Origin of the sequence: Paenibacillus glycanilyticus NBRC 16618, from assembly GCF_004000805.1 — a bacterium.
Lineage (GTDB): Bacteria > Bacillota > Bacilli > Paenibacillales > Paenibacillaceae > Pristimantibacillus > Pristimantibacillus glycanilyticus.
In genome coordinates this window covers 55529-72170 of record NZ_BILY01000013.1, presented here as the reverse complement: position 1 = coordinate 72170, position 16642 = coordinate 55529, and the positions used below count along the sequence as shown (strand labels likewise).

General features: G+C 51.9%; 10 protein-coding genes. All 10 read left to right on the top strand.

Annotated elements, in window-relative coordinates; translation table 11 throughout:
• Positions 1-19: 19 nt before the first annotated feature.
• On the top strand, positions 20-1858 hold the full coding sequence (locus PGL01S_RS12640) for a glycoside hydrolase family 127 protein (RefSeq protein WP_127494994.1): 1839 nt from the start codon (positions 20-22) through the stop codon (positions 1856-1858).
• Between the two features lie 333 nt (positions 1859-2191).
• On the top strand, positions 2192-2869 hold the full coding sequence (locus PGL01S_RS12635) for a tetratricopeptide repeat protein (RefSeq protein ID WP_127494993.1): 678 nt from the start codon (positions 2192-2194) through the stop codon (positions 2867-2869).
• Positions 2870-2969: 100 nt separating this feature from the next.
• Complete coding sequence (locus PGL01S_RS12630) at positions 2970-4715, top strand: sensor histidine kinase (protein ID WP_127494992.1); 1746 nt, start codon at positions 2970-2972, stop codon at positions 4713-4715.
• A gap of 134 nt (positions 4716-4849) precedes the next feature.
• Positions 4850-6439, top strand: a complete 1590-nt coding sequence (locus PGL01S_RS12625; protein WP_127494991.1) for an SWIM zinc finger family protein — start codon at positions 4850-4852, stop codon at positions 6437-6439.
• Positions 6436-9333 carry a DEAD/DEAH box helicase gene (locus tag PGL01S_RS12620; protein WP_127494990.1) on the top strand — a complete coding sequence of 966 codons (2898 nt, stop codon included), beginning with the start codon at positions 6436-6438 and terminating at the stop codon, positions 9331-9333. The genes PGL01S_RS12625 and PGL01S_RS12620 overlap by 4 nt, the downstream gene beginning before the upstream one ends.
• A 385-nt stretch (positions 9334-9718) precedes the next feature.
• Positions 9719-11095, top strand: coding sequence for an ABC transporter substrate-binding protein (locus PGL01S_RS12615; protein WP_127494989.1), 1377 nt, complete (start codon positions 9719-9721; stop codon positions 11093-11095).
• A 323-nt stretch (positions 11096-11418) separates the two neighbouring features.
• A complete protein-coding gene (locus PGL01S_RS12610) occupies positions 11419-12300 on the top strand; it encodes a carbohydrate ABC transporter permease (protein WP_116393825.1) in 882 nt (293 codons plus the stop codon).
• Complete coding sequence (locus tag PGL01S_RS12605; RefSeq protein ID WP_127494988.1) at positions 12300-13157, top strand: carbohydrate ABC transporter permease; 858 nt, start codon at positions 12300-12302, stop codon at positions 13155-13157. Before PGL01S_RS12610 ends, PGL01S_RS12605 begins: the two co-directional genes overlap by 1 nt.
• 24 nt (positions 13158-13181) lie before the next feature.
• On the top strand, positions 13182-15002 hold the full coding sequence (locus tag PGL01S_RS12600) for a cache domain-containing sensor histidine kinase (protein WP_127494987.1): 1821 nt from the start codon (positions 13182-13184) through the stop codon (positions 15000-15002).
• A complete protein-coding gene (locus PGL01S_RS12595) occupies positions 14999-16621 on the top strand; it encodes a response regulator transcription factor (protein ID WP_127494986.1) in 1623 nt (540 codons plus the stop codon). The genes PGL01S_RS12600 and PGL01S_RS12595 overlap by 4 nt, the downstream gene beginning before the upstream one ends.
• The last annotated feature ends 21 nt before the right edge of the window (positions 16622-16642 follow it).

The following is a 16642-nucleotide window of genomic DNA, read 5'->3' as shown; positions in this document are numbered from 1 at the left end:
CGAATAAGGAGGAAGAAACGTGACCATTGCGAATCAACAGATTAAAGGCTGGCGCGGAGTTCCGTTCTCGGAAGTAAAGATTAACGATGCATTCTGGCGTCCGCGCCTCGAGACGCTCAAAAACGTAACGATGGGCGTCTGTCTGGACCAATGCGAGAAAACGGGACGGATTGCCAACTTTGCCATCGCCGGCGGATTGACGGAAGGCAAGTTTGAAGGCATGTACTACAACGATTCCGATGTGTACAAGGTGCTTGAAGGCGCGGCCTACTCGCTTATGACGGACCGTGATCCCAAGCTGGAGGCGGAGATCGACCGGATTGCGGAACTGATCGAGGCCGCTCAGGAGAGCGACGGTTATTTGTCTACGTATTACACTTTGGAAGCGCCGGAGCTTAAATGGACCGACATGGAAAAGCATGAGATGTACAATGGCGGCCATCTGATTGAAGCAGCCGTTGCTTACTATCAAGCGACGGGCAAGCGCAGGCTGCTGGATGTCGCCTGCCGAATGGCGGATCATTACGACACGCTGTTTGGACCGGGCAAGCGCCACTGGGCGGAAGGGCATGAAGAAATTGAATTGGCCCTCGTGAAGCTGTTTGGCGTGACGGGTGAAGACCGGTACTGGAAGCTTGCTCTATGGCTTCTCGAGGAACGCGGCCATGGCCACGGCGTTGGCGCCATCTGGGATAAAGAGGATTGGGGACCGGCGTACTGCCAGGACGATGTGCCTGTAAGGGACATCCATGAGGTAAAAGGGCATGCGGTCCGGGCGATGTATCTGTACACGGCGATGGCCGATGTCGTGCTGGCTTCGGGTGATCCGGCTTATATGGAAGCCCTCGACCGCGTATGGGCGCATACGGTAGAACGGAACATGTACGTGACTGGCGGCATTGGGCCGTCCGTCCATAACGAAGGCTTCACGTTTGATTACGACCTCCCGAACGAATCGGCTTACTGCGAGACCTGCGCGGCGATCGCGATGGCGTTCTGGAATCACCGGATGAATCTGCTGCATGGTCACGGCAAATACGCGGATATCGTGGAGAAAGAGCTGTTTAACGGGGCGCTGTCGGGCATCTCGTTATCCGGAGACCGGTTCTTCTACGTAAATCCGCTCGCATCCAAAGGCGAGCATCACCGGGTGGAATGGTTCCATACCTCCTGCTGCCCGACGAACCTTGCCAGATTCCTGCCGTCGATTGGCCAATACGTGTATGCGGCGTCGGAAGACGGGATTTCGGTGAACCAGTACTTAAGCAGCGAGACGACCGTTAAGCTTGCGGGCGGAAGCAGCGTGACGCTTGCCCAAACAACGGCTTATCCTTGGGATGGCCGGGTAGAGCTTCGCGTAAATCCGGAGCAATCGGATGAATTCGTCCTCCGTCTGCGCCTGCCGGGCTGGTGCGGAAGCTACCGGATCTATGCGCAAGGCGAATCCGTAACCGGTGAAGAGGCGCTGGCCGAGAACGGTTACCTCGTTCTTAAACGGCAATGGCTGCCTGGCGATACGGTCGTGCTGGAGCTGGATATGCCGGTAACCGCGTTGCGTTCCCTCGAAGAAGTGGAAGCGAACCGCGGAAGGATCGCCTTCCAGCGCGGTCCCGTCGTTTATTGCATTGAGCAGGCGGGTAATCAGGAGCTTGTCTATGACGAATTCGCGTTTAAAGCCGCTGAACCGTTTGTTGCCGAGTATGCCGGCGATCAGCTTGGCGGAGTAACGGTGCTGCGCGGCAGAACGTTGGACGGCCGTTCCTGCGAGCTGATCCCGTATTACGCGTGGGATAACCGGGAAGCTGGATTTATGCAGGTGTGGGTACGCGAAGCGGAAGACCGCAGACTGTACCGCTAACACCCGTTAGCTGCGGCAGGTAATGCGGCGAGCTGTTTGTACAGCCTTTCAATAAGGCTGTATGGACAGCTCTTTTTTTCGTGTTATAATCATCATTCGCCGATTTTTAATGGTAATCGGAGCAATTGAGGAATATTCTGTAACAGGCCTTTCATGCTTTCCGGAGATAAGGTTATCGATGAAATCTATTTCTCAAGATGATAGGGTTATGCTACTATTAATAAACACATATTTCACCAAAATATACCTTAAAATGCACGTATACAAACAAAAATCGACACAAACTGACGCAAAAAAAGTTTAAGCAGTAAAATTTCTTTTTAGGAGGGTCCTATGGGAAAACTCTTTTTATTGTTTGTTTTCTTTACGTGGTTGTTCGGTAATCCCATTCTTGCCATCATTGCGCTGTTAGTTATCGTTTACGTTATCGACCGCCGGTTTATCGGTCTGTCCCCAAGCCTGTTGAAGCCGATTCGCCGCTCCTCGCGTTTAAGCAAGCTGAAGAAGCATATCGCCCAATCTCCCAACGATACATCCGCCAAAGTAGAAATTGCCCGAATTCTGATCGAGAAAAAGAAATACCGGGAGGCGCTTAATCTGCTTGAGCCGCTTGAGCGGATGCTTGACGATTCCGCCGAATATTGGGATGATCTTGGACTTTGCCTGATGCAGACCGGACAACCGGAAGCCGGCGAAGCGGCCATGAGCAAGGCGCTGCTGCTTAATCCAAGAGTGAAATACGGCGCACCTTATTTGAGGCTGGCCGCTTATTATTCGAAGCTGGATGGGGAACGGGCACTCTCTTATATCGAGGCCTTTCAGGAGATTCATTCTTCCTCCTGCGAAGCTTACTACCGGCTTGCGGATATCCATGAGCAGATGAACCGCAAAGCGGATGCGATGGAGGCCGTTTCGGAAGGGCTGCGGATTTACCGCTCGCTGCCTCGTTACAAGAAGCGCGCGGAACGCAAATGGGCTCTCCGTTTGTACTTCCGCAAGACCCGGGGATGATGGAAAGAACTGCTTGTTTATTTTGCCGCATGCCATATTGTTGTTTCCGTGAAAATCATCCATAATCGAATTACATTACGAGAGCTTAAAGGAGCATCATATGCCGCGCAATATCTGGCTCATGGCGATTAGCTTGAGCGTTATCATCGTTTTATTAAGCAATGCCGCTTATTATTTTCTGACGAAAAAAACGTTGGAAGATGCGCTAAACCATGAGATGCGGGCTGTTGCGAAGCAAATTGAATTTTCCGTCGAGCAATCGAGGCTTGGAGCCGAAAAGTTCCAGGAGCAGATCGGGAGGGAGCTCCGGGTCGTATCGATCGCGGCTCAATACGCGCTTGATCCGGACGTTGAGAAGGTGACAAACGACCAGCTCAAGGAATTAAGCGCCAAGCTGGGCGTCGAACATATTACGCTGATGAAGCGGACGAAAGACAACATTATCCTGTACAAGTCCTCGGACGTGAACGAGCTGGGCAAAGGGACAAAAACCTGGGATCCCTGGTATGTCGCCTTCAATCAGCTGTTCGACCAGCACGAGGTCAAGATCGACTGGCTTGGCCAGACGCTTCCGAACTTCTGGAGCGGGCCGTTTGAGGTGGCTTCAACGGACCCAAACAGCATTTACAAATGGGGCTATTACTACGACGGAACAACCAATTATATCATCGATCCGTACGTCAACTATACGACGCTTGCCGACTACGAGAAGCTGACGGGCATTAACGAGCTGATCGGCAAATCGATTGAGAGCAGCGATTCCTTGCTGGAGGCGACGGTATTTAATCCAATGACGTTTGGCAAAGGCTCCTTCGATACGATTAACGAAGCCGGCGAAGTCCAGGGGCATTTGCTGCAGAAGGATATCTTCTACGGAACGTACCGTTACAAGGGAGACAAAGATGTCGACTATGTGAAGAAAGCTTTTAATACCGGCAAGAGCGTCTCTGCCAAAGAAAAGATTGACGGCAAGCATGTGCTCAAAATGTTTATTCCGGTCTCGACGGGCTCGGGAGTTAACCTGGTCGACGAGAACGGGACCCCGATTCATGGCTACGTGCTTTCGCTCGTATCCGATTATCAGGTCATTCAGGACAGGCTCGATAGCCAGTTTCTGAACATCGGAATTGTCATATTCCTCGTAACGGGCATTAGTCTCCTGATCGCTGCTTTCGCGATGCGGTATTTCCGCCAGACCCGCGAGAAAGTTGTTGTGGTGACGCAGCAGACGTACGTAGACGAGATCAACAGCATGTTCCAGTCCATCCGGGCGCAGAGGCATGATTTCCTGAACCATGTCCAGACTATCCATTCCCTTGCGGAGCTAAACAAGTCGAGGGAGCTTGTCGCGTATACGAAAGAGCTGACCGGCGAGATCCGGCTGATGAACGATATTATTAATATCGGGAACCCGGCGATTGCGGCGTTGATCCGATCGAAAATCTCGCAGGCGGAAAGCTACCGAATCGCCTTTACCTGCTCCTTCAGCGGGCTTAACCGTCTGGAGATGGGCATTAAGACGCTGGATGTGAACCGGATGCTTGGCAATTTGATCGATAACGCTTTCGACGAGGTTATGAAGTATCCCGAGGAATGCCGGATGGTCGAATTGACGGGACAGCAGGTAGACGGCTTCATCGAGTTCCGCATCACCAATACGTGCTCGAATGCGCGGGAGGTTACGGAAAAGCCGCTCTTTGACGCTGGCTTCTCCACCAAGGACGATGCCCATCAGGGACTTGGCTTGTTTACCGTCAAATCCATTACCGAGCAGTATAAAGGAACCGTACAGATCCATGCCGAAGTGGAAGACCGAATTACCTTCTTTATCCGCATCCCGCACTAATAACATTTGTAAGCTTGGCAGCCCGTTCACTTTCAACGAAGTGAAATGGGCTGCTTTTGTCTTTTCTGAGGGCGCATTTTTTGTGGTATACTAATAAGATGCTAGGTGAACGGAAAGAGGGCAGGTGAACGAACTTGGCAAGTCTTGATGATAAGCTTCATACAGCGCTTGAACACAGTCTGGGGCAGCATTTGAACGAAGAGATCATTCGCCGCGGATGGGATTATTATCGGAGCGGCCAGGTGCTGAACGTCAAGCAGGCAGACGAGGATACGTTATACGGCGCCGTACAGGGGTCCGAGGTTTATTCGGTTTTGCTTGATTCAGACCATTTCAGATACAGCAAATGCACTTGTCCTTTTAATGATTATTGCAAGCATATGGCGGCTGTATATTTCGCCTATTGCCATAGCCTTGACGGCGAAACGGCTGCCAAAGCGGCCTACGACCGGATTACGGGCGTTGACCGGAAGCAGCAGCGAAGTACGGTTACCGTAAGCGTGCCGAAGTTTAGCGGCCGTCATGTCCAGCCATCCGACGATGCTTCGCCGGAAGAATGGGGATTGTGGATGGATGCCGAATACGGCGAAACCTGGCGCAGCTGCCGGCATTCGCTTCATGCCCTGCAGCCGGTTCTGTCCGCGCTTAAGGGAACAACGAAGCATTGGGACAAAAAGAGCCAGCGGCTGCACTGGATGAGCGTCATCTTATTCGTGCTCGACCAAGCGGAGCAGGCCATCAAGACGGTCGATACGTTCAGCCGTTATTATCATGAAATGTCGTTTCTGCGCATGGCGGAGCCGTGGGTGGAACATTATTATACGCTGGCGCTTGAGCTGGAGCCTGCCGAGGTTACCGGCCATGACCGCAGCTGGGTTGATTACGTTGCCGGTTACGCGAAGGGCAGAGCCGTGAAAAACGAGCAGCAGCTGTTTGACTGGACCTATATCTATTTGGCCATTTGCGAGCGGATGGCGGTAGATGCAGATTGGTATGAGCATGAGCTTGATGCCATGAGGAAGGAGGAGCTCCGCGATTCGGAAGAGCCGGTTAATAGTACCTTTGTGCATACGGCGGCGGCCATGCTCTGTTTCTTCGGGCGCAATGACGAAGAGGCGCTGGCGCATTTCGGCAAGACGGATTTCCAGCGCTCGCAGAAGGTAATCTACCCTTGCGTCGCGCAGCGGCTTGAGGAGGGGGACTGGGAATTGATCGGCCACTGGATGAGCTTCCTGTACGACCATATTTCCAGAGTGAAAAATGCGAGAACGATTGGACCGTTTATGACCTTGTGCCGGAGGGCCGATACGGATCAGCCCGACGAACCGCGCTGGACCCGGTATATGGTTGAGCTTCTTCCGCATTCCTATGCGGATCTGTCCGATCATTGGCTGGCCGTGCAAAAGTACGAGGAATGGGCGGATCTTCAGCTTCTGATCGGCATGAAGCCGGATGATCTCGGCATTCAGAATGTGCGCGAGGTTTCGAAGGCGGCCCCAGGCGTTATGATTCCTCTTTATCATCAGTCGATTGAAGAGGCAATTCATTCGCGCAACCGGCAGGGCTACCGCCTTGCGGTGAAAGAGCTGAAAAAGCTCGAGAGACTGTACAAGGCCGATAAGCATGCGGATAAATGGGAGCGTTACATTGAAGGAATCGCAAGCAAGTATCAACGGCTGCGCGCGTTTCAGGAAGAGCTGTGGAAAGGAAAAATCGTAACATGAAATCATTCATCGGCGCTCGGACGTTACTCGTGGACGGTTACTGGAAGCAAGGCGATACAGCAGAAGACAGTGCGATTATACTCGCGGCGGCAGACCGGGGGGATAGTCCGGCAAGGCTGAAGCAGGTGCTCTTCGCCTGGCATCAAGCCTCCTGGTATGGCGCGGAGGTTGAGGAGATAGATTCGGAAATCGGGAAGGCGCTTAAGCTGCCTCCCCTGCTTGCCGTCGATTACTTATCCTCGCCCCGTCATGTCCGGCTTCTGCAAGTGGAATGGACGGATCGGCTGCAAGACTTGATGCGAATGGCAGGGAAGCTTCGCGAGGCGCTGCTTGAGGGATGGTTTCAGCCGGATTGGAGCAGATGGTCGGAGCACCGGCGCGCGTGGCGGCTGGAGGTTCCGGTGGAACAGGCTGCTTTTGCCGCGGAATGGCAGGAGCTTGTAAGGGATACCGGGATAACCGGTGCCGATCAGTGGTTAAGCGAGGCTGTTGAAGAGATTTTGGCGCAAAACGGTCCCGCCGCGGCGGCGTGGCGCAAAATTGCCTCGGCGGCTGGCGGAGAATCCGTATTGCTTCATAAAGCAGCCGATGAAGAGGACTGGCTGATTGCGCTTGGTCTTCATAAGGATACGATGCCGTTTAAGGTCGCTTTGCAGCTCGCGGAGCCTGTGGAAGGCGCAAGCTGGCAGCTTCGTCCCGCGCTGCAGGACCGAAACGGCGGAGCATGGATTCCCGTTGCTTACGCAAAAGGGCAATGGCAGGTCTTGTTCGAGCAGGACGGCCCGCTGCCCGAGGACTGGGGGCCGTATCTGGATGCCAGACTGGCCAAGGAGCACGGCAAATGGCTTGCCGTCTTGCCGGAGTGGAGGGATGAAGCGGACCCGGAAAAGCTGCGCAGACAGCTTACGGATAACGATGCCTGGTTCTTTATGGAGAAGGCGAGCCTGCAGCTGCTGGAGGCTGGATGCCCGGTGCTCTTGCCAGGCTGGTGGGAAGCGGTACGCTCCCGCCGTTTAAGGCTGAAAGCAAAGATGAAATCGTCGGTAGGCTCCGACGCGCAGCCGATGTTCGGCTTGGACCAGATTGTGCAGTTCGACTGGAAGATGGCTCTTGGCAATATCGATTTGTCGGAATCCGAGTTTATGCGGCTTGCCGAAGAGAACCGGAGGCTCATGAATATCGGCGGCGAATGGGTTCATCTCGATCCGCAGGATGTCGCTCAGATTCGAGACTGGATCAAGCGGGTCGGCAAGCGCAAAGGGCTGTCGTTCCGCGATGTGATGGAGATGCATTTGCTCGGCGGTACCGTTATGGAGGACGGAGAGGATGCTTCCGCCCAGCTGCGGGCAGAGGTAGAGCTGAACGATCATCTTACGAGATGGCTCGAGCAGCTTCAGCATACGGCTGAAATTCCTCTGGTTGATATACCGGACAGCTTCCTAGGCTCTCTGCGTCCGTACCAGCTGCAAGGGGTTTCCTGGCTGCTGTTCCTTCGTAGATTCGGCCTTGGCGGCGTGCTTGCCGACGATATGGGTCTTGGCAAGACGATTCAGTTCATGGCTTATCTGTCCTATGTGAAGGAGCACGGAAACCAAAGTCTCGGACCTTCTCTACTGATTTGTCCGACCTCCGTTATCGGCAACTGGCAGAAGGAATTGGAGAAATTCGCCCCGACCTTAACGGCGTATCTCCATTACGGTCCAAAAAGGGAAAAAGGCGAGGCGCTTCAAGAAGCGGTTGCGGGTGCCGATATCGTCATTACGTCTTACTCGCTTGCCCAAATCGATGAAGAAGAGCTGAATCAGATCGAATGGGATGCCCTATGTCTGGATGAAGCTCAAAATATAAAAAATGTATACACGAAGCAATCTGCCGCTATTCGCGCACTGCCGGCCAATCATCGGATCGCGTTGACCGGTACCCCTATGGAAAACCGGCTGACCGAGCTATGGTCGATCTATGATTTTATTAATCCGGGATACCTGGGCAGCATGGGCGAGTTCCGCAAGGCGATTGTACTGCCGATTGAACGAACCCGCGACGAACAGGTCATCAGCGGCCTTCAACGTTGGGTGAAGCCGTTTATGCTCCGCAGGGTGAAGAAGGATCCCGCGATTCAGCTGTCGCTGCCGGAAAAGAATGAAGCAAAGACCTATTTGACCTTAACGACGGAGCAAGGGGCGATCTACGAAAATATCGTTGCCGATCTGCTCGAGAAGCTGGATAAGCTGGGTCCGATGCAGCGCCGGGGCTTGATTCTGGCTTCGCTTACGAGACTGAAGCAGCTATGCGATCATCCGGCGATGCTTAATGAAGAGCGCGAGCTTCAGCAGCAGTGGGATGAGAACCGTTCGAACAAGGTAGCGCGATTGCTGGAAATGGTGGAGGAGATTGCATCCGAAGGCGAACGCTGCCTGATTTTTACCCAGTTCGTGGATATGGGCGAGCAGCTCAAGAAGCTTCTCGAGGAACGGCTGGGGCTTCCGGTTCCGTATTTGCACGGCGGAGTGCCCAAGGCCAAGCGGGACGAAATGATCGACAAGTTCCAGAACCCGGAGGAGCCATGCTGCGCATTCGTGCTGTCCCTTAAAGCCGGAGGTACCGGTCTTAACCTGACGGCGGCCAATCATGTCTTCCATTTCGACCGGTGGTGGAATCCGGCTGTCGAGAATCAGGCCACGGACCGTGCTTTCCGGATCGGTCAGACGAAGCAGGTACAGGTTCACAAGTTTATTACGCTTGGCACGCTTGAGGAAAAAATCGACGAGATGATTGACCGCAAGCAGCAGCTGAATGAGCAGGTCGTCGGGCAGTCAGAGCAATGGATTACCGAGCTGTCTACGGATGAGCTGAAGGAGCTGTTCGCGCTCCGCAAAAACTGGCTGAAGGGATGAGGGGGATAAATGTCTGGAGAAAAGGACAAGTGGGCGAAAGCAATGAGTGAGCGGCACACCGGTTCCCCTGGACCCGATCAGCCGGACCAGGGGAGCAAAGATTCGGAGACGTCAGGTTCTGAGCAAGGAAATGAAGAGTGGAGAGCTTTTTATAAGGCAATCCGAGCCCATATTGAGGATATGCGTAAGTAATAGGTGAATTATCATTACACAGCTTGTCGGTAATAGTAACCCGATAAGCTGTGTTTTTTTATCCCTGTTTCGAAAAATAATAGAATTGTATCCCTCATCGGGCTTATTTTCGACCTCCCGAGCAAGGAATCATCGAATCTATAATAAGGGTGCAAGGCAAACAAGCAAGATCATATCGAGGAGGTCTTCTTAAATGAAAAAAAGTACTTTGCTCACCGCCACGTTGCTTGCCGCATTCACCATGGTCGCTTCGGCCTGCGGATCGGACAATAACGGCGGCAATAACACTCCTGCAAGCACAGAAGCTTCGCAAGAGCCGGCAGCTACAACAGAAGCAACCCCTACTCCGGCAGCGAAGGACGTAACATTGTCCCTGCGCCATACGCAAATTAAAGAGACCAGCAAAAACCGCCTTAAAATTCTCGAGGATGTTGTTAAGAAAACGCAGGATGAGAACCCTGGCCTGACCTTCAAGCTGGAGGGCATCGACGAAGTCGTCAACCGCGACCAGAAGCTGAAAGCGGAAATGACGGCAGGCAACCCGCCTGACATCTTCGAAGTGTTCGGCGGCGCCGACCTGAACCTGTACGTAAAAGCAGGCCGCATGCTCGACTTGACCCCAATCATTGAAGAGCTTGGCATTAAAGACAAATTCGCCAGCCTTGACGAGTTCACGGTTGACGGTAAAGTATACGGCTTGCCGTTCGGCGGCTATTCGGAAGGCATTTTCTACAACAAGAAAATCTTCTCCGATCTGGGTCTTTCCGTTCCGACCAGCTGGGATCAACTGCTCGAAACAGCGGACAAAATCAAAGCAGCAGGCATTACGCCGCTTGGTCTGGCAGCAAAAGACGGCTGGGTTAACGGCATGCTCTGGAACACGGTTATGGAGCGTAACGTAGGTATCGACGCAATCAACAAGCTTGTTACCGGCGAAACCAAATGGACGGATGAAGGCTTTATCAAAGGCTTCACGGACTACGCAACGCTTGTAAACAAAGACTACTTCACGAAAGGCGCATTGGGTCTTGCTTATGCGGATCAAGGCGCGCAGCTCCTGTCCGGCAAAGCAGCGATGGTATTCACGGGTTCGTGGGATGCCAACCGCTTCACCGGCGACGAAGCAGGCGACCTGAAAGGTCAAATCGGCTACTTCAACTTCCCGTCGATCGCGGGCGGCGCAGGCGACCAAACGTCGATCAACGCGTCTTACTCGAACGGCTTTGGCTTCTCGGCTAACCTGAACGAAGATCAAGTTGCCATGGTTAAGAAATTTATCGCTAACTTCTACAGTGAAGAAATCCAAAAACGCACGCTGCTCGAAGACAAGGTTCTTCCTTCGATGAAGCTGTCCGACCTGTCCGGCGTAGATCCGCTGATCTCTGACGTGCTGACGGTTATGGCTAACGCTTCGACTTCCTGGAAAGCTTACGACGCTATCGTTCAACCTGCCGTAGGCGCTGTTGTAAACGTAGGCTTGCAAGAGCTGATCGGTAAGGTGAGCAAGCCTGAGAAGGTTGCTAAGGATATTCAGGCCGCACAAGATAAGGCGAACGCTGCTGCGAAGTAAGGCCGCTGCGCGAAAGACCGCTACGCAGAAGAGTCATTCTTCCAATCGCCATTGCCACCGAATTTCTTCATTAGAATCCGCTTAAGCGGATGAAATTCGGCTGGCAAAAGCGAGCGTTCCACTTCTCCAGAATGACTCTTCTGCTCCGCTGGTGCGGCGCTAGAACATCCTTACAACTTCACAGGCAAGGGAATAGGAATGGGAAAAAGCTAAGGTTTTCTGCGAACCTTAGCTTTTTTACCAGAAACCCACCTCTATCGCGGTCGAACATCTTCAAATGGCTTCGGTAAAGGTTTTTTTCAAAGGAAGCAGGAGGCGAAGTTATGAACAAGGCTCTCAGAAATCCGTATACTTATATCGCGTTCATTCTACCAACGCTTGTATTGTATGCTTTGTTTTTTGTATATCCGGTTATCGTATCGTTTGTTTACGGATTTTTTCAATGGGACGGCATTACGCAAAAGGTGTTTATCGGCCTGGACAATTTCACCCGGCTGTGGAAAGACGACGTTTTCCTGAAATCGCTTGCGAACAATTTCTACTTTATGGCGTTCTCCTTGATCGTGAATATTCCGCTCGTCTTCCTTATCTCGATTCTGATCAGTAAGGTTGGCCGTATGCGTGACTTTTACAAGTCGGCCGTATTTGTTCCCGTCGTAATCTCGACGGCAACGGTCGCTATATTGTTTGGCGTGTTGTACAACTACGATTCGGGTCTTATCAACCAATTTATCCGTCTGGTCGCGCCGGACAGCTGGGCACGCGAATGGCTGTCGGATCCGAAGCTTGCGATGCTCTCGATTCTGATTGCGAACGCGTGGCAGAACATCGGCTTCTTTATCGTCCTTTGTCTGGCTGCCATTCTGAATATTCCGAAGGAGATTGTCGAAGCTTCCAAGATTGACGGCGTCAACGGCTGGAGCGAGACTTGGCTTATTACTCTGCCGCTGATTCGTCCGGTGTTGTTCGTTATGCTGCTTCTCACGGTATCCGGCACGATGAAGGTGCTTGATATCGTTCAGATTATGACGAACGGCGGTCCGTTCCAATCGACCGAAGTTATGTCCACGTACATGCTGAAGGTCGGCTTCCGCTCGATGGAGCTTGGTTACGGCAGCGCGATTGGCGTTACGATGTTTATTCTGATTCTCGTGCTTACGGGCATCCTGCAAAAACTGACGAAGCATGAGGAGGTGCAGTACTGATGAATGCAGCAATTACGGGCCTTCGCAGAGGAAAGTTCTGGATTCATTTTTCCTTGATCGTGTACATTATCGCAACGCTGTTCCCGCTCGTGTGGCTGCTAATGTCCTCTTTCAAGACGAGCCGCGAGATAACGGTTAATACGTGGGGCTTCCCCAAGCATTTCAATTTTGACAACTACCGGCAAGCCTGGGAGACGGCAAAAATCGGCCTATACGCATTAAACAGCGTAAAAGTTACGGTTATCGCCTGTCTGGTCACGCTGCTCTTTGCGGCGATGACATCCTTCGCATTGTCCCGCATGAAATACTCCCGAATGAACAAAGCGGTGTACCAGTTTATCCTGTTCGGCCTGCTTGTCCCGCCGGGGGCGCTGTTCATTCCGCTGTACCGTTTGATTCAGCAAATGAGCCTTGGCGGCATTCATTTATACAATTCGCATTTCGGCCTTATTTTGGTATACTGCACATATGCATTGCCCATAACCGTATTTATTATTTATGCATTTATGTTATCTATTCCGGGTGAGCTTGAGGAAGCTGGAATTATGGACGGGCTGACGGCCGGCGGCTTATTCGTCAAGGTTGTATTGCCAATCTCCCTGCCGGCGCTCGTTACGGTAACGATTCTTAATTTTATCGGCAACTGGAACGAATACATTTTATCCCAATTATTTATAACATCCGAATCGCTCCGCACGCTGCCGACGGGTATGGCCAGCTTTAATGACGGTTACCGTACGAATTTCGCCGCATTATCGGCTGCCGTTATTATGAGTATTATTCCGGTGCTTGTTGTGTACTTCTTCTTGCAGAAGCAAATTATCGAAGGCATGACGGCGGGAAGCGTGAAGGGCTGAGGATGACCGGAAGGGGCCCGCTAGATGAACTTGAGACCGAAACTGATGCTTGCTTTTATATTTCTGGTCGTGGTTCCGATGATTGGACTTGGCATCGTGTCTTTTCTTAATACGGAAGCCGTGCTGGAGAAAAAGTACAGCGAGCAGACCGAGATCTCACTCAAGGCTGTCGGAGGGAATATCAAGTACTTCTTCAAGGAGCTTGATCAGCTCTCCGACACTAATTTAACGAGCTCCGAGGTACAGGATACGCTGAATTACACGAAATATTATTCCAGCGATGACGCCAGCACCCTGATTGCCATTAACCAATCCGAGAAGGAAATGAAGCGTATCCTGTTTCAGCATCCGGCTGTAAGCTATGTGGTGCTGTATGCGATGGATGGAACGATGTTCCGCGCATTCCGCAATGATCCAACGACGTTCCGGCCGATTGCCTTCGAAGCGTTAAAGGATCAGTCCTTATATAATGAAACGATTCAATTAGGAGGCCGTCCGAAGTGGATTGGCCCTTATGAGCATCAAGAGCTGACTGGGGTTGAACCGCCTCTATTTACCCAGCTCAGACTTGTTAAAGACTATGAAACCCTTGACGACTTAGGCCTTATGATCACGCAGTATAAGACCGAAGAAGTTTATTCGATGCTGAATACCTTCCTCAATCCGGAGGCGGAAGGCCCCAATTCCAGATACGTTATTGTTAACTCCGAAGGACTTGTCATGCTGGACAGCGGCAAGCATTTCGAAGGGACCAATATATCGGAATACTCCAGCGTTTTACCGCAAAATACGGCCGATTACTCCAGCGCAAGACTGCGTTTTAACGGGGAAGACAGCCTTGTCTCTTCCTATAATCTCGGCTTTAACGACTGGGTGCTCGTATCCGTAAAGTCATGGGATATGCTGACGAACGAAAACGAACGTTTTGTCCAATGGATTGGGATGATTACGATTCTATGTATCCTGTCGGCTATTCTGTTTAATATCTTTTTCGTGAACCGGGTAGCGAAAAGCATCATTAAGGTCGTCCGCAAAATGCGTCTCGTTGAGCAAGGTCTTCTGGATATCCGCGTTAATGCGCAGGGCAAGGATGAGACGGTGCTTCTCGCCAACAGCTTTAACAGCATGGTGCAGCGCATTGGCGATCTGCTCACGGAAGTTCGAACGGAGCAAGAGCGCAAGCAGCATGCCGAGATGATGCTGATGCAGGCGCAGATCAAGCCGCATTTCTTGTTTAATACGCTGGAGTCCATTAATGCGCTCGCTGCTCAGAATGAAGGCGGAAAGATTATGATGATGGTGCGGCGGCTCAGCAATCTGCTGCGCACAAGCATGCATCATAGCGAAGAGATTTTCCTCAGCCAGGAGATCGAGCATGTCCGCAGTTATTTGGAAATTCAGAAGTATAGATTCGAGGATTTATTTACGTATGAATTAAACGTATCGGAAGAGGCGTTGGAGTATTCCATACTCAAGCTGACGCTTCAGCCGCTTGTTGAGAATAGCATCCAGCATGGCTTTGAGGGGCTGGAAGACGGGGCAGGCATAATTACGATTGAAGTCACGGTCGAAGCCCATCAGATTGTTATTATGGTCAGCGATAACGGACATGGCATGAACGAGCAGACGCTCAAAAAATTCGCCGAACGAGAACAGCAGCTGCCAAGCGGGAAACGGCGCAATGCCGCAGAGCTTGGAGAACGACGGGGACTGGGGCTCCGCAACGTGGCGGATCGCCTTCGCATTCATTATGGTCCATCTTACGGATTAAGGATTTGCAGCGCGGAAGGATATGGCACAGTTATACGCTGCACCATTCCGAAGAACAGAGGTGAACGATTATGAACGGCAAAGTATTGCTCGTAGACGACGAACCGCATATTACCCGAAATCTCGAGAAGGTTATTCCGTGGGAGATGCTTGGCTTAACCGTTGGCGGAACGGCGAAAAACGGGATGGAGGCTCTTGAGCTTCTGGAATCGGAATCGTTCGATCTCGTGTTATGCGATATTCGGATGCCGGTTATGGACGGGCTGGAGCTTGTCAGGCATATTCGGGAAAAAGGGACGGAAAGCGACATTATTATGCTATCCGGCTATCAGGATTTTGCCTATACCCGGGCTGCTATTCAATACGGCGTGAAGGATTATGTCTTAAAGCCTATCCCTTATGACGAATTAACGGGAGTTATTGCCCGGGTAATGGCTAATCAGCGCCAGAAGAAAAAGCAGCAAAGCGAAGAGCAGCAGAAAATCGGCCGCATGATTGATCTTGCGAGCGAGAAGGTTTTGTATGATATTTTGATGGACTATACCGAGGTTACAAGCGGCAACTGGCTGTTTAACGGGGAAGAGCAGGAGCTGGATAAGAAGTATGTGCTGATCGTACTTGATCTCGACGTCAGCTCGGAGCGAACCAAGGATTGGCGGGAATGGTCGGACAAGGAGCGGAAGCTGTGGAACTTCGCGGTCTGCAATGTCCTTCGGGAGAGGCTTCAGCAGAACGGCCTGCATCATGCGGTAATCCAAATCCGCGACGGCGAGTGGTGCGTGCTTATCGAATGCGAGAAGACGTTAGCTTACAATTTGAAGCAAATTACGATCTGGACGGAGCTGCTCCTTACGGCGGTGAAAAATCACGTCAAGCTATCGCTGTATGCCGGCATTTATCGGGATTATGCGGATATCAAGGCGTTGTCGCAGGCATACAAAATGGTACAGCAGGGGATGCAGCTTACGCCGGTGCAGGAGCAGATTTCCGTCTACCCGAATGATTGCGCCGGGGCTTCAAGGGAAGACCAAGCTTTCTGGGATACGTCCGAGAAGCTGATTGGGGCTGTCAAACGGGGCGATACATCGGTTGTTGACGAGGAACTAAAGCATCTGACCGCCCAGCTGCAGTTGATGAACGAGACTTCGCTTGGCCGGTTTAAGCCGATGCTGCATTTCTTTGTATTAAATCTGATGCGCGAAACGAAGGAAATGGGGATTTTTTCGCGCGAGCAGGAGGATCTGCTCTGGCTGAAGCTCGACCGCAGGTTCGGCATTAAGGATCTGTTGTCGGTCATCCTGCAGGTGACTAAGGCCGTTGCCGAGAAGTCGACGGACAAGAAAAAACAGTCCGAACGCTCCATGGCGGAAGCAAAGGCATTCCTCGGCCGCAATCTCTACCGGGATTTGAGCGTAGAGGAAGCAGCGACCCATGTCGGCTTAAGCACCTCTTATTTCAGCCTGCTGTTCAAACAAACCTATAACGAAACCTTTATTGAATACGTGACCCGCGAACGGATGGAGAAGGCGAAATCGCTTCTCGCCGATACGATGAAAAGCATCGCTCAGATCGCCAAGGAAGTTGGTTACGCGGAGCGGCGGTATTTTACAAAGGTCTTTATGAAGTATACCGGGGAGAATCCGACGGATTACCGGAGCAAGCATCAGTTGGTTCAGGAGGAGCAGGAAAGCTAGATTAGCGGGGAAAGAGGGGAA